20 protein-coding genes are annotated in these 18,746 nt (G+C 67.2%); 10 read left to right on the forward strand and 10 right to left on the reverse strand.

Going from position 1 to position 18,746, the window contains the following annotated elements; translation table 11 throughout:
* Positions 1-116: 116 nt before the first annotated feature.
* Together DMH01_RS14875 and DMH01_RS14880 are read right to left on the reverse strand one after the other, a co-directional pair.
* A complete protein-coding gene (locus DMH01_RS14875; protein ID WP_125677138.1) occupies positions 117-1,367 on the reverse strand; it encodes a site-specific integrase in 1,251 nt (416 codons plus the stop codon).
* A gap of 11 nt (positions 1,368-1,378) precedes the next feature.
* Positions 1,379-1,924 (reverse strand): hypothetical protein, encoded by a 546-nt coding sequence (locus DMH01_RS14880; protein ID WP_125677140.1) that lies wholly within the window; start codon positions 1,922-1,924, stop codon positions 1,379-1,381.
* A gap of 444 nt (positions 1,925-2,368) precedes the next feature.
* Between DMH01_RS14880 and DMH01_RS42700 the strand changes: the two genes are divergently transcribed.
* The 9 genes from DMH01_RS42700 (at position 2,369) to DMH01_RS43555 (ending at position 10,387) form a co-directional block, all read left to right on the forward strand.
* Positions 2,369-2,542, forward strand: coding sequence for a hypothetical protein (locus tag DMH01_RS42700; protein WP_158633217.1), 174 nt, complete (start codon positions 2,369-2,371; stop codon positions 2,540-2,542).
* 332 nt (positions 2,543-2,874) lie between these two features.
* A complete protein-coding gene (locus DMH01_RS14885) occupies positions 2,875-3,477 on the forward strand; it encodes a hypothetical protein (protein ID WP_125677142.1) in 603 nt (200 codons plus the stop codon).
* 773 nt (positions 3,478-4,250) lie between these two features.
* Positions 4,251-5,033 (forward strand): hypothetical protein, encoded by a 783-nt coding sequence (locus tag DMH01_RS14890; RefSeq protein ID WP_125677144.1) that lies wholly within the window; start codon positions 4,251-4,253, stop codon positions 5,031-5,033.
* Positions 5,030-5,446, forward strand: a complete 417-nt coding sequence (locus tag DMH01_RS14895; RefSeq protein WP_199745497.1) for a hypothetical protein — start codon at positions 5,030-5,032, stop codon at positions 5,444-5,446. The genes DMH01_RS14890 and DMH01_RS14895 overlap by 4 nt, the downstream gene beginning before the upstream one ends.
* Before the next feature lie 635 nt (positions 5,447-6,081).
* Entirely contained in the window at positions 6,082-6,786 is a 705-nt protein-coding gene (locus DMH01_RS14900) for a DUF169 domain-containing protein (protein WP_125677146.1), read from the forward strand.
* Between the two features lie 185 nt (positions 6,787-6,971).
* A complete protein-coding gene (locus tag DMH01_RS14905; RefSeq protein WP_199745498.1) occupies positions 6,972-7,397 on the forward strand; it encodes a helix-turn-helix transcriptional regulator in 426 nt (141 codons plus the stop codon).
* 32 nt (positions 7,398-7,429) lie between these two features.
* Positions 7,430-7,612 (forward strand): hypothetical protein, encoded by a 183-nt coding sequence (locus DMH01_RS14910; protein ID WP_125677149.1) that lies wholly within the window; start codon positions 7,430-7,432, stop codon positions 7,610-7,612.
* A gap of 5 nt (positions 7,613-7,617) precedes the next feature.
* The gene (locus tag DMH01_RS14915) at positions 7,618-9,882 is read left to right on the forward strand and encodes a peptidase domain-containing ABC transporter (RefSeq protein ID WP_233621608.1); all 2,265 of its coding nucleotides are present in this window, start codon (positions 7,618-7,620) and stop codon (positions 9,880-9,882) included.
* A gap of 379 nt (positions 9,883-10,261) precedes the next feature.
* Positions 10,262-10,387, forward strand: a complete 126-nt coding sequence (locus tag DMH01_RS43555) for a hypothetical protein (protein ID WP_255432057.1) — start codon at positions 10,262-10,264, stop codon at positions 10,385-10,387.
* A gap of 191 nt (positions 10,388-10,578) precedes the next feature.
* Here the strand turns inward: DMH01_RS43555 and DMH01_RS14920 are convergent, their stop codons facing one another.
* A complete protein-coding gene (locus tag DMH01_RS14920; RefSeq protein ID WP_158633218.1) occupies positions 10,579-11,547 on the reverse strand; it encodes an alkylmercury lyase family protein in 969 nt (322 codons plus the stop codon).
* A gap of 95 nt (positions 11,548-11,642) precedes the next feature.
* On the opposite strand from DMH01_RS14920, the gene DMH01_RS14925 reads away from it, so the two are divergent.
* The gene (locus DMH01_RS14925) at positions 11,643-12,038 is read left to right on the forward strand and encodes a heavy metal-responsive transcriptional regulator (RefSeq protein ID WP_125677155.1); all 396 of its coding nucleotides are present in this window, start codon (positions 11,643-11,645) and stop codon (positions 12,036-12,038) included.
* Between the two features lie 51 nt (positions 12,039-12,089).
* Here DMH01_RS14925 and DMH01_RS14930 read toward each other — a convergent pair whose 3' ends face one another.
* The 7 genes from DMH01_RS14930 to DMH01_RS14960 form a co-directional block, all read right to left on the reverse strand.
* Positions 12,090-13,073, reverse strand: a complete 984-nt coding sequence (locus DMH01_RS14930) for a hypothetical protein (RefSeq protein WP_125677156.1) — start codon at positions 13,071-13,073, stop codon at positions 12,090-12,092.
* A 185-nt stretch (positions 13,074-13,258) separates the two neighbouring features.
* Positions 13,259-13,828 (reverse strand): hypothetical protein, encoded by a 570-nt coding sequence (locus DMH01_RS14935; protein ID WP_125677158.1) that lies wholly within the window; start codon positions 13,826-13,828, stop codon positions 13,259-13,261.
* Between the two features lie 168 nt (positions 13,829-13,996).
* The gene (locus DMH01_RS14940) at positions 13,997-14,809 is read right to left on the reverse strand and encodes a trypsin-like serine protease (protein ID WP_125677160.1); all 813 of its coding nucleotides are present in this window, start codon (positions 14,807-14,809) and stop codon (positions 13,997-13,999) included.
* A gap of 326 nt (positions 14,810-15,135) precedes the next feature.
* On the reverse strand, positions 15,136-15,888 hold the full coding sequence (locus DMH01_RS14945) for a hypothetical protein (protein ID WP_125677162.1): 753 nt from the start codon (positions 15,886-15,888) through the stop codon (positions 15,136-15,138).
* Entirely contained in the window at positions 15,885-16,502 is a 618-nt protein-coding gene (locus tag DMH01_RS14950) for a hypothetical protein (protein ID WP_125677164.1), read from the reverse strand. Before DMH01_RS14950 ends, DMH01_RS14945 begins: the two co-directional genes overlap by 4 nt.
* Before the next feature lie 137 nt (positions 16,503-16,639).
* A complete protein-coding gene (locus DMH01_RS14955; RefSeq protein ID WP_125677166.1) occupies positions 16,640-17,677 on the reverse strand; it encodes an SAM-dependent methyltransferase in 1,038 nt (345 codons plus the stop codon).
* Complete coding sequence (locus DMH01_RS14960; protein ID WP_125677168.1) at positions 17,671-18,585, reverse strand: helix-turn-helix transcriptional regulator; 915 nt, start codon at positions 18,583-18,585, stop codon at positions 17,671-17,673. The genes DMH01_RS14955 and DMH01_RS14960 overlap by 7 nt, the downstream gene beginning before the upstream one ends.
* Positions 18,586-18,746 lie beyond the last annotated feature (161 nt).

The raw sequence follows: 18,746 nt of genomic DNA on the forward strand, positions 1-18,746 counted from the left end.
GGCCGGTCGAGTCCGCGGCGGGAATCGCTTCAGCAGTGCCCGGCCGGCCTCACCCACGAACGCCGGAGCACTAGCTGAGTTTCGCTGATCCGGGGCGAGCAACGTGCTGTCGGGACTCATGAGGTCCGGCCGAACAGAACGTCCAGGGACGCGGGGTCGTACTGCGGGCTGCTCACCGCGGCGGCCGGCACGACGCGGGGTTCGGCTCGTCGGCGATGATGCGCCACAGCTGCGGCGATGACGTCGTCGTGCGTTGGCGCGGTGTAGAGCTGCGTGGTGCGGAGGCTGGCGTGGCCGAGCACCTGCTGAACGTCGGTGATCGGCATCTGCGGATCTTCAGCCATCCGGTAGGCCGCGGTGTGGCGTAGGTCGTGCAGCGAGTAGTTCGAGCCCAGCAGGGCTTGCGCGCGGGTGAACATCGCGCGGGCGGCCGGGTAGGCCAATGGGCGCCATGGTCGCCGCAGCGTGCACCACAGCGGTTGGTCGCGGCCGCGCGGTGCGCCCCGGCCCCACTGCTCTTCCTGGTAGAGCCGCAACCACACGAACGCATCCGGCGACGCCGGCAGCCACTGGAACGCTCCGCTGCCCTTGCGCACGACGCCGATCACCTGCTGGCCCGGAGCGGCGTGCTTCTGCGTCACTCCGAGCAGCTCCTCGGCGCGGGCCGCGCTGGAGACCCAGAACGCCAGCAGCGCCCGGTCCCGGTGGTGCTTCAGCCCGGCGAACAGCGCGTCGAACGCATCGTCAGGTATCCGTTTCGGCAGGCGCTGGGGTACCACCGGCCGATACCGGCCCGTCCGGGCCTTCTCGAACGGCTCGAGCGGGTTGTGGTGGGCATGTGCCCTGCCCGCCCGCCGCGACCGGTCCAGCGGGAACGGATTGACGATCGGTCCGGTCCCGGCTTCCAGGTGGAAGTCGTAGAACGAACGTAGCACCGTCTCCGCGTGCGCCCTGGTCGACGCCGCATACCTTGCGGCCGACCGACGTGGGGTGCTCGACCGCGGGGCGGGAACCGGCGTTCCATCGGCGGCTGCGCGTTCGGCTCGCCAGTGGGGCCGGCTGGGTTTGTCGGCGAGCTTCATCCACCGCATGAAGTCCCGGCCCTCGCTCCGTGTCGCGTGGTTCCAGGCCACGTCCACAGAGGCGAGGAACCGCCACCACCGCAGCAGGTCGTTGCCGTAGGAGTACAACGTCGAGCGCGACGAGCGAGCTGCCTGCAGCTCCGCGAAGTACTCAGCAACAGCCTCGACCGCCGTTTCGTCGGCATCGAGGAGCCGGTAGGGCATGTACTCGTCGGTCGCAATCAACCGGCACACCCGGGCCAAAACGAGTCCGGTCAGATCCCGCTGCTGCTGGTGCTCACGCATGGCGGGGGAAGCTAACAGAAACTGCGTTTGAGCTGCAAAAATTCGTGCTTTAGTTCAGTCAACGTGCCGAGCGTTCCGGTAGGGGCGTGGCGGGCCAGGTAGGTGCGTCCGCGTTCGAGGAAGTCCGCCCACACCACCTCGGCGGCCGGGTTGCCCGGTAGGTGCCGTTCGCCGGGGCCGCCAAGGTCTAGCCAGGACCCCGCCGCGGACCGGATATGCAGCGCGCGGGCACGGTACTCGGCGGTGAGGTCCCGGTGGCTGGGGTAGCGCGCGGCCTGATCGTGCGCCCACGCAGGGGACGCCCACTTGGCCTGGATCAGCCCGAGCAGCGCGTAGTACGGCGGCGCTGGCTGGACCGGGTCAGCAAGCCGCTGTCCGAAGGCGCCGCCGACCTCCGCCCACCACCGTGCCGGGACTTCGCCTACTGGACGGACCGGGCGGACGTCCCGTACGGCGGTCGCGATCTGCTCGACCACCGACGCCGTCCCGGTGAATGTCCGTCCGCACCACGCGGCGAGCGGGCTTCGGGGGCTGGCGAGTTCACTGGTCAACGACACGATGTCACCACCGCACGCGGCGCGCCGCGGCCGGTCCGCTCGCAACGGACGTTCCGACAGCCCTCCACGTGTGCCATACCAGTGCAACGTTCATGTCCACCGTCTATCACGCCGGTCCGACATTCCGGGAAACTCGAAACATCACGGCGTTCCGGCCCGAGGGGTTGCGAGCCGGGCGGCGGACGCCTCCAATCGGCAACTGCGCTTCGCTCTGGCGGCGGTCAGGTCGTGGACGACCGGGCCCGGCGCCGTTCGATGAGTTCGCCCCGCACCGCCGCCGAGCGATGCTGCTTCCGGCCGAGCCTCCGGAGGCCGGCGCCATGCTGCCGACGTCATTCGTCGGCATCAGGGTTGGCGTTGTCGGCCGCGACTCGGGGCACGGGAGCGTCACGCACCCAGCCCGTATACGCGACTCGGCATGAACGGCTGGGGCCGGTCACGAGGGTGCGGGACGGTCGGAAAGGCTGCCGCACCGACCTGCCCGCCGCGATCCTCGCCGACCTCCTCGGCCTCCACGTCAACACCGCCGTCCGCTGGGTCACCTACGCCCGCCGAGACTGGACCGACTACCTCGCCGCACGAGCCGCCGAGCACGGCAAGCCACAGCGGGACGAATAGCCCCCGATCAGCGGCATGAGAGTAGGTCGGTCAAGTCACGCTCTCGGCTGACGCGCCTTCGCTGGGCTCGGCCAGCACGGCTGCTAGAGATCGAGGTGCAAGTACGGGAAGCACGCGACCTACCGTGTTAACACTGAAGCCAGCACCAACGACGTACGTGCTGAACTGAACGCTCACCGCGTAGACGCGTGAAGTGCCTACCTCCATCACCCACGCTGGCAGGTTTAAGTCGCATGAGATGCCCTCAGTGCCACGGACAGCAGTTCCAGATTACCTCACCTGGACACCTTCAGTGCACAACGGAAGTCGTCGTTGACGCTGTGCCACCCGGCATGGGCGCAAATCGCGGCTACACCCCTATACCGATCTATGGCCCCTGCAACAGAAAGTACGATCAGCAAGCTGGCGAAGCAGCTGAGATTGCTTTCGAACATGCGCGGCAGTCGGCGAAGATCCGTGCCGACGAGGACAAAATGGAGCGCAAGAAGGAAGCGGAAGCGCAGACCGACCTTGAACGTCGCAAGTACGCTGCACTCCTGGAGCTCAAGAAAGCGGGCAATCCCGGCACTCTGCCGCGTCGAGTGGTAGGACAATATGAGTACACACTGTTCGAGAGGTGGCTTGGGAAGTCAGGCCACGAAGTGTACGTAGACGCAGAGCCCGCGTGGCCGATCGGCACATTCAGGTGGGAGTGGAGTGGGTCTCATGGCGTTGATCATGTGGAAGATCTAGCGACCGGATATACACCAAGTGGGCGATATGTGCCGATGCAGTACGGTACTGAGGGCGATGACGTTCACATCCTGTACCGCAAACATCGCATCCGTAAACCGGGCTATGACTACTCACACGGTCCTCTCCCAACGAGCGTTCAACTGGTCGAGGGTTTGGAGCGAGCAGTCAAGTCAATTCGGCGTCCGAAGCATAACGACTAATTGGGAAAGCGTTTCACCGCCACTGGGTGTACCAGTGACATTTGCCGTCGACGGGTACTCAATGTGCACGGCGTCGAATCCACTCAGTCTCGGGCGCGGCGACCACGCAGGGTAGCGGTAAGTCGTGTGCGCTCGCGGCGGCAGAGGTCAGGACGGCAGGGGCAGGATCGACGCCGATGCTGACCGGCCCCTCTACCGATCGCTGGCGCTCGGCGGCGGATCTGCTCGACTTGGCGATCAAACAGCCACCATGGATTGCACGTTATGTCGTTGACTTTGAGCGCAGGCCGCCAGCCACCATGTTGTCGGCTTGAGTGTTTGCGTGCCCGGAGGGCTGCCGGTCGCGAATGGCCTAGTTCGGTCGTCAGCAGAATAGGACGTTCGAGTGGCGGTAGGAGTCGACGACGCACGGCAATGCAGCGTGCCGGCTGCCCGGCAACTGGCCCTGTCATCCGCGACCGCAATGCCAGTGCCGGTCAGGTCCTCGTCTCCGGTGAGGAATAGCGCATGGTTGGAATAAGTACTTTCCACCAGTAGTCCTGGGGTTACGGGCCGGGTGCTGCCCGGACCCCGAACCCGGTGGCAAGGGCTCACGACACCTGATCCGCAGCCATGAATACAAGAGCGCAACCGACGATCAGGGGAATCACCTGTCGGCTGGGATTGAGCGCGACGTTCCTTGGGGCGCCATCACCCCGGTCGTCCGAGCCATCCGGGTCCTGGAACGCATGGTTCCCGATGGCGCCTTGTTATTCGACCACTGTGCTCACGACATGCACATGCGTCCCGGGACCGGGACGCTGAAACTGACCACATTCCGCAGGCGGATCGACGCGTTCGTGCACTGGGCGAACACGGAAGCCGACCGCTGCGGACTGACCGGCGAGACGATCCCACCCGACCCGCTCGGGAACATCGGTACCGCACGCTTCCGCCGATCCCTGGCCTGGCATATCGCACGCCGTCCCAACGGCCTCGTCGCACTGGCAATCCAATACGGACACTTGCGGACCGCGATCTCCGGTGCCTACGCTTCCCGCGGTCGCGGCGGAATCCACGAGCTCATCGACATCGAAACTGTCAGGGCGGTCGCCGACACTGTCGCCGACGTGCATGACGACCTCCAAGCTGGTCGAGGTGTGTCGGGACCCGCGGCCCGTCGCGCGATCAAGGCATCCGCCACCGCACCGCGCTTCGCCGGCACCGTCATCACCGCCACGACAGCCAAGCGCTTGTTGGTGAACGAGGACGCGATCATTTACGACAATCCGCATGCCTTGCTGCTCTGCCACTACAAACGCGGCACTGCGCTGTGTCATCGCGACGGCGTCAAGGACGCACCCAGCCTGGACCACTGCGTTCCTGGTTGCGGCAACATCGTCCGCACCGATCGACACGCCATCCAACTCCGAGAACGCGCCAATGCACTGGACCGCGCCGCGTCCCACGTCCCTCAGCCGGTCGGAACGCGGTTGCGTGCCAACGCAGACCGACTTCGTGCTCATGCCGACACACACGACCGTACTCGCATCACCCTGCCTGAGGATGCCCCATGAGCCCCGCCCCCGACGAACGCGACCGCATCCGAGCCGCCATGGCCCGCATCCTGGCCGGTACCCCACAGCGGTCTAAGGGAGCGCTGACTGTTGTTGCCCTCGCGCTGGAGGCAGGCGTTCCCCGTAACGCGCTGACCCAACGGCACACCGACCTGAAAGCGGAGTTCTACGAGCGCACCACCGAGCACGGGGCGGTGGCCGAGGTCGAGCAGAGACTGCGTGCCACCATCGTCAGACTGAACAAGACGATCGCGGGCAAGAACGCCGAGCTCTCGCGGCTACGGACTGATGTCCCGGCTCTCGCCCGCGTCGTCCAACAGCTCACCCTGGAGAACAGTCAGCTCCGCGAGGCGCTCGCGCAACCTGACGCCACCGTTGTAGCCCTGCCCGGCCGACGCACACTGAGCCCGTAGGGCCGCCTCCCACAACTCGCGCTCGCGAATTCACCTCACAACGAGATCCCTGCGCCCTCGCTGCACGGCGAGTCCCGCCAGTTCGACGCAGGGCATTTCCTGGCAGGGATCGGGGCAGGAGACGGCGACTGCGAAACCAGACACGTCGGCGATTGCGGAGACGAATCCGACTGTGACGGTTCAAGCTGACACAACCATCCACAGTGAGCACGCATGTACCGATCGGTATTCGTAGAAACGGAGCGTGTCTAACGATTCCTTCGGTTCCGAACCGGTTGGCCGACTGGATCAACGTTGCACCCGAGTGGACGACGCGGTGTCGGCCCAACGGGGGGCAGGATTTACCGGCTACCCGGGTTCGCGACTCTCTCTTGATCAGTGCGGCCCGTGGTCCGGGGGTGTAGTGCGCAGGTCGAGGGGTGGGGTGACGAAGTCGTGGCTCGTACCGCAACGACGTACGTCGAACGCTCCTTTCCTTGTCACGGCGAGGGCGGGTTTGTGCACTATTTCTCGGTCGGCACGAAGGAAATCTGGGAACACCGTATTGCTGGCCGCTGTCATTTCACCTAGAAGTGAGCTGTCGGGCTGGTGATCGTGTTCCGCCACCATCAGAGGACCAGCGAAAGGCACGAAAAGTGGAGCATGCTCATGCGGCAGGAAGAATCACCGACCTGCTCTCGGCGGATCTGCCGCCGGTGGCGTTGACGTTCGCTGACGGACCACCCGACGGCGTCGCGGTCTCGACCGAGGCTGTGCCCTCCAGTTGTAACTTCTGGCGTGTCGCCGAGAAGGGGGTGTTTTACGCCGCCGCCGAACAGCATTTCAACTGTCCGGTCGGGGCGATGGTGATGGGTTTCGAGTTGCCCGAGGCGACGGGTGAGCAACTCGGCGGCCTGGTGCAGTCGATGTGCGACGCCCGGTACCTGGACCCTGACGAGGCGGCGAACATCCCCTCGGTGGACAAGAAAAGCGCGGGGATCGTGTACGGGCCGCTCGCGGAATTCCCCATCGAACCCGATCTGATCCTGCTGTGGCTGACACCGGCGCAGGCGATGATCTACAACGAGGCCGCGGGAAACGCCAAGTGGACCGCGTCCCCGATGGATGTCTCGGGCCGGCCCGGTTGCGCGGCGCTGCCGCTGGCGCTGAAGAGCCAGACGCCGCGGATGGCGCTGGGGTGCATCGGCATGCGGACGTTCACCGACATCGCCGACGACCGCATCCTCGCCGTGCTGCCCGGTGGTCTGGCCGAGGAGTTCATCTCGGCGTTGGAGACCACGGTGGCCGCCAACGCCGAGATGAAGAAGTTCTACGAGACCGCGAAGGCCAGCTTCGCGTGAGCCTGAGGGTTCTGTGGTGATGCACGCGTTGTGACAGCCCCTGTCGCCGGTGGTTGGACCATTCCGGTGGCGGGGGTTGTGCGTTGGAGCACGGGGCTCGTACGGTCGGACACATCGAAGAACCTGGATCTAGTACATCGAGGTATCTCGATGAGGGGGTTGATGTGACTCGAGTGGAGCGGACCGTGGTCGCCCCGTCAGAGGCCGAGTGCGCCCCGATCCCGCCGTCCGGGGTTCCGCTGTGCAGCGTTCCCTTGACGACGCCGCGGCTTCCCGCCGAGGAAGCCAAGCAGATCTCGGTGCTGTTCAAGGCTCTCGGGCACCCGCATCGGGTACAGCTGGTGAATCTGCTGGCCCGCCAAAGCTCCCCGGTGTGCGTCTATGACATCACCATGGCGATGGAGCTCGCGCAATCCACCGTGAGCCACCATCTCAAGCAACTCGTCTCGGCGGGGTTGCTGCGCCGCGAGCAGCGCGGGATCTGGGCGTACTACTCGGTCGATCGTGCGGCGACGGAGCACTTGTCCGCGGTGATCGATCTTGATGTCGCGCCGCGGCGAAACGATCGTGACACAGCGACGACCCAGGAGACGGCCGCCGCGAGACCGTGACCCGACCACAGCGTCGAAGAGGTGGTGAACCGATGGGGGAGAACAAGAAACGCGTCCTGTTCGCCGACGAAGGTACCCAGGTGCTCGCGGGCCGGGAGCGCGACATCCTCCCGGTCGCGGTGCGGGCGCCGGCGCTGAGGCTGTTGTGGGTCTTGCTGGCGGTGGCCGCGATCTGTCTCACGGTTCTGGTGATCGTGATCGGGGGACTGTTGTGACCCGCATGGCGCGGCTGCGCGGCCGGGTGCCGTTGGTTTTGCAGTCGAGCAACGCCGAATGCGGTCTCGCGTGCCTGTCGATGATCTTGGGCCATCACCGGCGGCCCACGCCGGTGCGGGAACTGCGGGAGCTGTGCGCTCCGGGACGGGACGGGGTCAGCGCGGGCGGACTGCTGCGCGCCGGACGCGCCTGCGGCTTGACGATGACGGGCTACGCCGCCACACCCGAGGCGTTCAAGGCGGTCGCGCTGCCCGCGATCGCGCACTGGGAAGGCAACCATTTCGTTGTCGTGGAACGGATGTCGCCGCGACGGGTCGACATCATGGACCCCCGCCGCGGACGACGCCGTCTGACGCCTGAGGAGTTCCGTGCTGGTCTCGGCCGTGCGGTGCTCGGCGCCGGTCCCGGCGACGAGTTCGAGCCGCGCCCGGCGTCCGGGGAGCCCTTCTGGCGGACCTATGCCCGCTCGCTGTGGCGGTTGCCCGGGACGATGGCGTTGCTGCTGCAGGTGCTCGCGGTCAGCATCGTCGCCCAGGCGCTGGTGGTGGCGATGCCGCTGGCCACGCGCACCGTCGTCGACGACCTGTCGGCGTTGCGGTCCACCGACGTGCTGTCGTTGATGGGCATCGGCATCGCGGTGGTGGCCGTGGCGCAGCTGATCACCACGTTGCTGAGATCGTCGCTGCTGGTCTATCTGCAGGGCCGCCTGGACACGGCCGCGCTGCTCGGGTTCAGCGCGCACTTGTTCCGGCTGCCGCTGCGGTTCTTCGAACAGCGCAGCACCGGCGACCTCGTCACCCGCTTCGGCAGCATCGCGATGCTGCGTGACCTGATGACCGGACAAACCCTCGGGTCGCTGCTGGACGCCGTGCTGGTTCTGGCCTACCTCGGTGTACTCGCGGCCCTCGATCTCCCGGTGGCGCTGGCGGTGCTCGGGGTACTGGCCGCCGTGGTCTTGCTGCTGATCGCCACCACCCGCTCGGTCCGCGAACGGATGGCCGCCGATCTGGCCACCCAGGCCGAAACCCAAGGCTATCTCGTCGAATCCCTGGAAGGGATCGCCACCTACAAGGCCGCCGCCGCCGAAGACCGCGCCCTGGGCCGTCTGGGACATCTGCTGTCCGGCTGGATGAGCGCCACCCTGGGCCGGACCTACCTGGCCGCCGTCGTCGACGCCGTCACCACGGCGCTGCGGGTGCTGACGCCGCTGCTGGTGCTGTGGCTGTGCGTGACCCGCGTGCTCGCCGGAACCATGACCCCCGGCACCATGCTGGCGGTCGCCTGGCTCGCGTCGGCCATCGTGTCGCCACTGGCGACGGTGGTGGCCAACGGGCAACGGCTGCAGCTGGCCGGTGCCCAGCTGCAACGCCTCGCCGACGTCCTGGACAGCCCGCCCGAACGCAGCGACCCCGCCGCCGCGGGCCACCGGCTGCGCGGCCGGATCGACCTCGAGAAGGTCGGGTTCCGTTACGACCTGTTCAGTCCGCCGGTCCTGCACGACATCAGCGTCCGCGTCGAGCCCGGTGAGAAGGTCGCCGTCGTCGGCGCCACCGGCTCCGGCAAAACCACCCTCGGCATGGTGCTGCTCGGCCTCTACACCCCGACCAGCGGCCACATCGGCTTCGACGGCATTGCCGCCGACGACCTCGACCCGCGTGCGCTGCGGGCCCAGATCGGTGTCGTGCCGCAGGAGCCGTTCGTGTTCGCCGGCACCATCGCCGACAACATCACCCTGCGCGACCCCACAGTCCCCGCCGGAGAGATCGAACGCGCGGCCCGGCTGGCGTGCCTGCACGACGAGATCACCGCGATGCCGATGGGCTACGGCACTCAGCTCGCCCAGCGCGGCAGCGGTCTCTCCGGCGGGCAACGGCAACGCCTCGCCCTCGCCCGGGCTCTCGTGCGCGAACCCCGGATCCTGCTCTTGGACGAGGCCACCAGCCACCTCGACGCCGCCACCGAAGCCCGCATCCACCACAACCTCGCCGAACTGAAGTGCGTGCAGATCGTCATCGCGCACCGGCTGAGCACCGTCCGCGACGCCCACCAGATCCTCGTCCTGCACCACGGCCGCATCTCCGAACACGGCACCCACGCAGAGTTGCTAGCCCACGGCGAGCACTACACGCGGCTCGTCGCCGCCCAAATCGACCAGACACCCAACGGCCACCGCGCGAGCGCCACCACCGGGCCGGCAAGCCCGGCTTCCCTGCTCCCCGCCCCCGCAGGCGGCGAGAACCACACCACACCAGAAGCCGAAAGGAGGTGAACCACCATGGAAGACACCATCGTCACGCCCGAACTCACCGAAGCCGAACTCGAGGAGATTCAGGGCGGCCACGACGGCGGCCCGTGCTGCACCCTGACCGTCGACGGCGGCTGCGGCTGCTGACCGGCCGCACACCGAGAAATGTGCTGAGAACCGGGTGATGGGCGGGCCAGTCGTACCCTGGCCCGCCCACCACCTGGCCATCTCACGCCCGCCACCACGGGGGCGCAACCGCCATCCTGCCGTGAAACCCGATCGGCCGCGTACCGTCGCACGCCGGATCCCGGCGCCCGAGCAAGCCACCGGCCTGTCGCGGGTTCTCCACGCTCACGCCACACCCGGCGTTGAGACCACATCAGCACGCGACAGGAGGTGACACATGGAGATCACAACTGCCCCGCCGCAGGAACTCACCGAGACCGAACTCGACGAGATCCAGGGCGGCCAGGGCGCACAGAGCTGCGCGAGCAGCGTCGACGGACCCTGCATCTGCAAGCCCGAATAGATGCCGCTGTCCGCGATGACCACGGAAGCGTGACAGTGTGGTGAGCGGACCAGTCTTACCCTGGTCCGCTCACCACACCCACCTCGCGTCCGCGTAAACGGGCGCGGATACATCTTGCCGCGAGGACCCGCTCGCGCCTCCACCCGCCACCCACCGAGCCTCGATAGCGGACGCCGACCGCGCCTCGAAGGTCAGGCCAGCAACGAACCGAAGATCTCACGTCCCAGCTCACACGCCTCACCCACGCCGAGAATCGATCCCGGCACGTCAGGATGCGCGGCGGCCCAGCCCGCGGCGCCGTCGCGGCTGGCGAAGAAGTTCAGATGACCGCAGCACACCTCCGCGGCCGGCCCCGTCTCACAACTCGCGCCGACGAAGACCACCGCCGTCGACGGGTCGGCCTCAGGCCGCCCGCCGAGGACGCTGACGACAACCTCCGCGCCGTCGGCGGTGGTCGACACGATCTCTGCGTCCGTGGACAGCATCGCCGGAATCCCGAGAGCGTCGACCGCGCACATCGCGAACACCAAGACCCCATCGGCCTGTGTGACGCGATGCCGGGTCGGGAGCGCCGAAAACGGATACGCCACGGTGATGCACCCAGCGCTGTCCAGCCGAAGGAAATCGGCGTCGTGCAGCAGCGCCAGCACCTCCGCGGCCGATGCCGAGAACTCGGCAGACACCACCTCCAGCTCGTCGGCCGTCGGTGGATGCCCCGCTACGGCGAACGACCGCAGGACCGCCTGCTGGACCGCTCGCTGCCCCCGCGTTTCCGGTGCCCGGCGCCGCTGCCCACCAACCCGCAGAATCTCGGCCACACCCGGTGGCAGGCCCGCCACCGGCGGCTCCGTCCGACCGCCGTATGTGGTGAGCGCGGCGACCAAGGCCGTCCTCGGCGGCGCCGGCCGTGCCAGACCGTCCTCATCACGGAACAACCGGCACGACACGCTCGGCCGCGACCCCGGCACAGCGAACGGGTCGACACCGTTCACCAGCAGGGTCGGCGAACCGTGCATCCCCTCAGCCTCCGCCTGGGCGTGCTCGGTGACCTCGCGGTGCACAACCCGGACCTCCGGGCGATCGGCAAGCACATCCCGCAGCAAGTCATCCAGAAGCGCGACATGTGGACAGTCCGGAACGGACAGTACGACCAACTCCATGACACCCATCCTCTACGGTCTGGCACACACGCTGACCTCGTCCAGCACCGTAAACCTTCCACCTGGGTGGAAGGTCAAGGCGTAGAATCGCCACCATGCGCATCGGCGAACTCGCCCAGGCCACGGCGGTCAGCACCAAGACCATCCGGTTCTACGAACAATCCGGCCTGCCGCCCGAACCGCCCCGCACCGCCAGCGGCTACCGCGACTACGACCCTGACACCACCCACCGCCTCGAGTTCATCCGCACCGCCCAGGCCGCAGGACTCCCATTGCACGAGATCCGGGACATCCTCGCCATCCGAGACATCGGCCAAGCACCCTGCGACCACGTCGGCGAACTCATCGACCGCCACCTCAGCAACGTCCGCCGCCGCATCGCCGACCTGCACGCCGCCGAACAAGACCTGCGCCAGCTCCAAGCACGAGCCGCCACCTACACCGCCACCTCCTGCGCCAGTACAGAAGTCTGCGGCATCTTCACCCACTGACAGGCCGCCAGCGGGACAGGAAATTGACACGCTGGTCCAAGCAGAAGCTCGTCAGGTGCGCGACCGTCCGTCAGCGGAGAACCTGAGTGCGAACAAGAACCGCTTATGGTCGTTTCTCCGCCACTTGCGACCAGGCCGCACCTCGTTGGGTTCGACTGGCTCATGAACCTGGACGCTGCCGGGCACGAGCATCTCCGCGGCCTGCGGATTCAGTACCGCGCCGTCGATCTGGGTCGGCGGGCGACCATTCAGGGCGGGAAAGTTCGTAGGGGTATAGACCCGGGCAAGCTCACCGACGTGCTGGAAGCCGACTCCACCGATGCGGCGGTCGTCCACCCACCGTCCACAGAGGAAGTCCAGAGCGCTGGTGGCGAAAGGATGGTCGCCGGGCATCGGGATCCCGTCGGGAAACAGCATCCGAGGCGCGTAATGTGCGATTTCGTCGAAATGCTTGGCGTAGCTGGCCGGCTCGAACTCTGGGCCAGAGGGGTGGCCGAACCAGTCGGCAAGCACTGCGGCGGGTCGTGCTTTGCAGGTGCCGTATGGCCTGAAGCGGTCAACGTCCTGCAGTCGCAGGTCCCCGTTCGGGTGCCCGTGCGTGGCGAACAGGTCCATCTTCCGCTCTGGCAGGTCTCGCGGCGAGATCACCGCGCGATTGCGGTTGCGGCCGAGGAAGCCAGCATCCCGCGGGTCACCGTGCCACTCGTGCACGAGAACCTTACTGGCGTCGTAGAGAAGCGCCGGACCGATCGCGCCCCAGTCACCCGGAAGGGAGCCGACCCGGAGAACGTAATTGCGATCCCGGGCGACGGTGTTCAAGGCTACTTCCGCCGCGCCATGTCCTCTGTTGCCGAAGAAGCGCCAGAAGTTCGTCTCCGCGATAACCCCGAGATCGGGCCATCGGTCATCGGCGCCCACCAACTCGACCAGCCCGTCCATGCAGTAGTCAACTGACTGATCGGAGGACGCACCACCGTGATCAAAATTTACGAACATCAGATCAAGTTCTGCAAAAGCATCGTTGATCACGGACATGTTGTGAGCCCTTCAGAGCCCTGCCGTGCTAGACACGCTGACTTGACAGGGAAGACGAACATCAGATCCAGCCGCAGCGAACCGGTCGAGGCCGCGGACTCGTCGGGGCTTGCGGTCGTTGACAATGCTCGGTAGGCGGGCGTGGCGGGACGATCGCTGATGTGGTCCCGGTCGGTGTGGTTCATCTATTCCGCTCCCTCGCCGCCATGGTGAACGGCGTGCAGGGTGGAGCGGTGGTCCGCCGCTGGCTGCCGGAGCAGGCAGGGCCCGCTGGGAATGCTGTGGCTGCTGCACGCGCCGAAGACCAAGCAGTGCGCGATGTCGCGTGGTCGGCGGCGACGGGCAAGGAATTCCAGAATGCCAAGCACTGCGGTGAACGGGAGGGCGTGGACACCCATGGTGACGGGGATGCTGCGATGGCGGTCGCAGCCGATCAGCACCCCGCACGAGGAGAAATGGGCAACCCAGTGCACACCACGCAGAACGAGCTCGACTTCGAGTTCTTGCAGGTTGTCATCCGGCGCGGCCGAGCGACGGTCGACTGTGCCGAGCGCGCCGTGGAAACTCTCCGGGTAGCTCAGCACCGCGGTGGTGTGGGTGTCGCGGTCGACGATCGTCCAGCCACGCCACTGGAAGTACGCCAGTAGCGGGTCCACGGTTCCGTCGTCCGGCGGCGGCAACATGTCGTGGCGGGTGGTGAGAATCGGGTCGATGACCGCATGGAGTCGGGTTCGTGCGGTGCCGATGAGGGTCATGTCTTTCGTCTGTCTCGCAAGGGTCGGGTGGGTTAGAGGTACTGCGCGGGCGTGGCCCGGGGATCCGGTGAGCACCAACCTGGCGCTGGAGCGATCGATCACCGAGTGTCGAGGCCGCTGGGTCCAGTGGCAGGCGGGTGTGCGAGATCGTTGCGGCGCCGGCGCGGGCTAGGCGCTACCGGCGATGGTGGCGCGGATGAATGGAAGGTGGGGCGTCAGGTCTGTGACAACTCCGGGGAAAGTCTCGGGTTGCCCGTAGATTCCGCGACTGACCACGCCGGTGAGGAGGGGCACGGTGCTCGTGTCGTCGTCAGGGAGCAGAAACGCGGGGCCGCCCGAGTAGCCCGGGCGAATCGGGGCGCTCGCGACGTTCGCGACACAGGCGTCACCGGGGCCGGGCGCCATCCCGATGCAGGACTCCGGGGGGATGACTTCGGTGTCCACCCGCGTGAGACGCCCGGTGCCCCGACGTCCGTCAGGCCAGCCGTACGCGCGGATACGGTGGCCGACGCGCAGGCCGTGGAAGTCGGCGAGTACGGCCGGCTCGGCGTCGGCGGGTTCGGTGAGGCGCACCAGGGCCAGATCGTTGACCGGCCCCCATAAGACCGACCGGTCTTCTGTCATGCGGAATCGGTTCGTGACGACTTTGTCGAATCGGTGCACCGTTCCGGTGCCGAGTTGCTGTCCTCCGATCCGGACGTAGAGGTCCAGGTCCTCGAATTTGGGCGCATCCTCCGGGCGAAAGATGTCGCCGAAAACGTGACCGCAGGTGAGCAACCAGCATGGATCGATCAGGACGGCGGCAGCACGGTAACCGTCGACCACCTTCTTCGGGACGTCGCAGTTGAACATGAAGCTCGCGATCCACGGAGTCTCGTCAGTGGCCTCCTGGGCCTGTGGTTCGCACGAGAGCTTCTCGAGATCTTCCTGGTAGTAGCGCAGAGGTTCGATGAATTCGGGGTCGAGGTCGGCGTGTGGCACGGGATTCTCCTGTCGTGGGCAGTGTTCGTATGCGGTGTGGTGGTTGTGTTGCGGTGTATTCGAATGGTGGAGCCGGGGGGTCTGGTGCGATGTCCAGATGCCTCACGGTGCCGCTGGGAGTGCGGTGCTGACGTCCAGGATCTGTTGCCCGGGTTGGACATCCGCAGGAAGACAGAACCGGCACGGGTAGCTGTTCGCCCGAGTCGTAGTTGGCGTCGCAGCGCCAGCTCGTGTGCTGGTGGTCGTTTGCCGGCGTGCGACCTCGTCTCGGGTTCATGTGGCCATCGGTGTGCGGGGGCGTGTGAGCCATGACGGCACCGTGCGGGTTAGCCGCAGCCGGCGGCGGTCAGGGCGAGTCGCGTGGCGCGGTCGCGCGGCACGACACCACGGCCCCAGATCTCGGCGCGGGCGCCGGAGGGCCAGCCGTCCTCGGTTCTGGTGAACCGCAACGTCCCGCCCTGTGAGCCGACGACGGTGACGGTGTCGGTGGTGATGCTGAGCTGCGCGGCCAGGTCGGTGTATTCGGTGCCGGACAGGCAACTGCCGCGGTAGTCCCGCACCCCGGCCCACGGGTCGGGAGCGAACCCGATGTCGGCGGGCTGCCCGACAACGCCCAGCATGACGGCGGCGGACACCAGAAACGCGCACGAACTCAGGATCAGGATCGGGTTGCGGGACAGTGACATGTCCCCGAGTGCCCATCCCATAGCGGTCGCGGTGAGACCCGCCGCCAGGACGACAACGGGCCACCACGGCATGGGCAAGTAGTACTTGCCGCTCCAGGTCGCCAGTCCCGCGGTGATGGCGAGGACGACTCCCCAGACCACGGCCGTGGCCACGCGCCACACGGGACGGCTGGCGGTGCGGCCTGGCCGCTCGAGCGCAGAACGGCGCTGGGGGAACATTCGGCGGTTGCGTGTGCGTCCGGCCCGGTCGGTGGGCCGGGTGAGTCGTCGGATCACCGGCCGGTCTCGGTCGGCGGAGGGAGGCCACAGGCGGACTTTCCCCTGCTTGCTCGCCTCCGACTGCCTGACGTCGTCGGTGTTCGGCCGCGCGGTGTGCGGGTCGGGATCGTTCACGGTGTTCTCTTTTCTCTGCCACAAAAGCGGAGGTTGCGGGTGAACTGCGGGGTCTGGACATGGCGGTGTCGGCCGGAGGGAGCCCCAGCGGTTTGGGTGCGTTCGGCGGCCGCGGCGAGCTGCCAGCGGGACTGACGTGCCAGGAGGTCCTCGGCGTCGACTCCGTAGCGGCGGCCGAGGCTGTGGGCCAACGCCGCGGTGACTGCCTTGTGACCGTTGAGGATCTTGGAGATGCTCGTGGGGTCGTATCCGAGCGTGACGGCGAACCGGCTGTTGCTTAAGCCGGTGGCGGCGATGACCGCCCGGATCACGTCGATCGCCGAGGCGTTGTCGTCCACGTCGAGGTAGACGGGATGCCGGCTGAGGGGAGCTGCTGATCCGGCCGTGGCCGCGAGGTGCTCGCGGTCGGCAACGGTGGCCAGCGCGGTGCGGTTCTGCCGGATCAGCAGGTCGAGCGGGTCGATCGTGTAGCGCTGCGCCACGGCGTGAGCGAGGTCCGGGCTAATACGGGTACTGCCGTTCAGGACGCGCCCCATCTTGGCCGCCGGGTAGCCGACGGGGACCGCGAAGTCTCCGCGGGAGAGGCCGCTGCGGGCCACGACATCGATCAGCACGTCACGCGCGGTGGCACACGAGAATCTACCTTCCGTGGTTTTCCCGGACTGCTGGGCGAGAACGTGGGTGCTCCGAGCGTTGCGTGGTGTGGTGCGCGGGACGAGGGCAGTGTGTTCGCCGGGTGGCGAGGTGAGGGTCATCGTGTTCTCGTCGGTGTCGTCTCGGGTGTGGTGAGGGTGGGGATGCGGCCGACGGCGGCGAGGGTGAAGGGGGCGCGCGGGTGTCGTGTGGTGTCCGGGTGCGGCCAGCAGGATGTGCTGGTGATTCCTGGCCCGAGAAGGTCCAGGTCGGACACCATTGATGCGAACCGGGCGGGACCGAATGCCCTGGGATGTGGCGGAACGCAGCGCTGGTAGGCGCGGCACCAGCGGGCCGTGTCCTCGCGCAGCGCTGTGCGCGTGGGGAGTGGAAGCTTGGGTAGCAAGGGTTGGTCGGACAGGTGCGTGACCGCGACGATGCTGCGCGGTGGCAGTTTCGTGGCGAGGGACCGGAGGATGGCGCGTGGTGCGCGGCGTTCGAAGAAGTGCAGGATGTCGACCATCAGGACGGCCACGGGCCTGGTGCGGTCCAGCAGCTTGGCCTGGCGGAGACGGCCCAGCATCCCGGGGACCGCGAAGCAGTTCCCGCGTATCGCGGTGGCCCGCAGGCCGTGGTGTGAGTTTTGCCGTAGCCAGGCGCGATTGGACTCGTCGACCCGGATGTCGTTGTCCACGAACACGATGCTCGCCGCGGCGCCGGTACTGGACGCTTGTGCGGTGAGGGTGGTGTAGGCGGCGCTGGTGCAGGCGAGTCCGGAGCCGAGGTCGAGGAACTGGGTGATGCCCTCGGCGAGGGCGTGCTCGACGACGCGCGCGGTGAAGTGGTCGCGGTCCCGCACGGACGGGGTGGCCAGGGAGATGTGCACGAGCTCGTCGGCCAGGCGCCGGTCGTTCGCGGTGGCGTGGTCCCCGTTGCGTAGCACGTTGTCGACCAGGGCGGGATGCGGGCGCATGCTGCACGGGGTCGGCAGGGCCGACCACAGCGCTTGATACTCGGCACGGTTGGTGAGGGTGTGGTTGTACCGGCAGCACCCTCGCGCGGCGGGGCAGGGGCCGCCCCAGTACGGTCCGCGGCCGTCCCGCCATGTCTCGACCGTGCGCATCGCTTCCGGGCCGACCTCGCGAACGATCAGCATGCCGTTGCCCCGCCGAAGGTGCCTGAGGCGAGAAGCCTCACCGCGGAGGTGGTATCAGTCAGCGCTCGGGAGGCCAGTTGAGTGATGGTCTGCCGGTAGGGCGCGAGGTGATCCGGGTGGTCCAGGACCAGCATCGCCGTCGGCGTGAAGGCGGTGACGACTTCGTGTCCCCGGTCGTCCTGGAACAGGGTGAAGCCCGTCGTGGCGGTGGAGGCGGCGGTGGCCGGGATGATTCTGAGGTGGCAGCGTGGGTGCCAGACCAAGGTGCGGAGATGAAGTCGTTGCTCGGCCGCGACCTGTGGCGGCAACGGCCGGCTCAGAACGGCCTCGTCGATGTACGCGGTCGTGGCCGGTCCTTTGGGCCCGCTGAGGATCGTCTGGCGTTTCTGGCGTGCTGATGCTCCATCGAGGACCGCCTGAGGTGCGAGGAGGTCGCTGTCACGCAGGATGGTCTCGGTGTATCCGGCGGTCTGCGTCAGGTGCGGCAGTTGATGTGGCTGGTAGGAAATGATCGTGTGGGCGTTGGCTCCGAGATGGAGGAGTGTCGGCAGCATGTCGGGAAGACCCACCGGGTGGGCCTGGATGCTGTACGCCCGTGGGGACAGGTCGGCCACGGCGGAAACGCGCTCGATCTCCTCGGGAGCTACCTCTGCCGCCACGAGGAAGCTGGCCACGTCCAGCCTGGTAGCGGCCGTGTACCCGGTGACTATGCGGCTCGTTTTCGAATCGCTCCAGCCGAGTCTGCCCGCGATCGTGCCTTGAGTGAGTTTCGATCGCCGGAGCGCAAGCTGCAGCGCGGCACCGATCTCTCGGCTCTGGACCGAGGATTTTTCCGTGGAGGCAAGCGTTGTTCCGGCAGGACAGGATGCGGCGGTGGACACGGTGAATCGCTTTCTGAGGGCGCTCAAGGAAAATGATTGTTGGCTCGTCGGGTGACGCATGTGCTGCCGATACCGAGGTGCCGCTCGGCCAGTAGGTCGCGGTCGGCACGCAACGGTGGCGACGCTGCGGTGGCGGGGAAGAACCGGTGTTCCGGCGACCGCGAAGGGCTACCGGAACACCGGTTCCT

The organism is Amycolatopsis sp. WAC 04182, assembly GCF_003947465.1.
Taxonomy (GTDB): Bacteria; Actinomycetota; Actinomycetes; order Mycobacteriales; family Pseudonocardiaceae; genus Amycolatopsis.

Excerpts from the sequence above, each read along its gene's own strand:
- DMH01_RS14930 (WP_125677156.1), bottom strand. The coding sequence starts at position 13,073 with ATGTCCGTGATCAACGATGCTTTTGCAGAACTTGATCTGATGTTCGTA.
- DMH01_RS14910 (WP_125677149.1), top strand. The coding sequence starts at position 7,430 with ATGGGGGAGAACAAGAAACGCGTCCTGTTCGCCGACGAAGGTACCCAG.
- DMH01_RS14925 (WP_125677155.1), top strand. The coding sequence starts at position 11,643 with ATGCGCATCGGCGAACTCGCCCAGGCCACGGCGGTCAGCACCAAGACC.
- DMH01_RS14885 (WP_125677142.1), top strand. The coding sequence starts at position 2,875 with ATGGGCGCAAATCGCGGCTACACCCCTATACCGATCTATGGCCCCTGC.
- DMH01_RS14955 (WP_125677166.1), bottom strand. The coding sequence starts at position 17,677 with ATGCTGATCGTTCGCGAGGTCGGCCCGGAAGCGATGCGCACGGTCGAG.
- DMH01_RS14895 (WP_199745497.1), top strand. The coding sequence starts at position 5,030 with ATGAGCCCCGCCCCCGACGAACGCGACCGCATCCGAGCCGCCATGGCC.
- DMH01_RS14915 (WP_233621608.1), top strand. The coding sequence starts at position 7,618 with ATGGCGCGGCTGCGCGGCCGGGTGCCGTTGGTTTTGCAGTCGAGCAAC.
- DMH01_RS43555 (WP_255432057.1), top strand. The coding sequence starts at position 10,262 with ATGGAGATCACAACTGCCCCGCCGCAGGAACTCACCGAGACCGAACTC.
- DMH01_RS14875 (WP_125677138.1), bottom strand. The coding sequence starts at position 1,367 with ATGCGTGAGCACCAGCAGCAGCGGGATCTGACCGGACTCGTTTTGGCC.
- DMH01_RS14935 (WP_125677158.1), bottom strand. The coding sequence starts at position 13,828 with ATGACCCTCATCGGCACCGCACGAACCCGACTCCATGCGGTCATCGAC.
- DMH01_RS14920 (WP_158633218.1), bottom strand. The coding sequence starts at position 11,547 with ATGGAGTTGGTCGTACTGTCCGTTCCGGACTGTCCACATGTCGCGCTT.
- DMH01_RS14890 (WP_125677144.1), top strand. The coding sequence starts at position 4,251 with ATGCACATGCGTCCCGGGACCGGGACGCTGAAACTGACCACATTCCGC.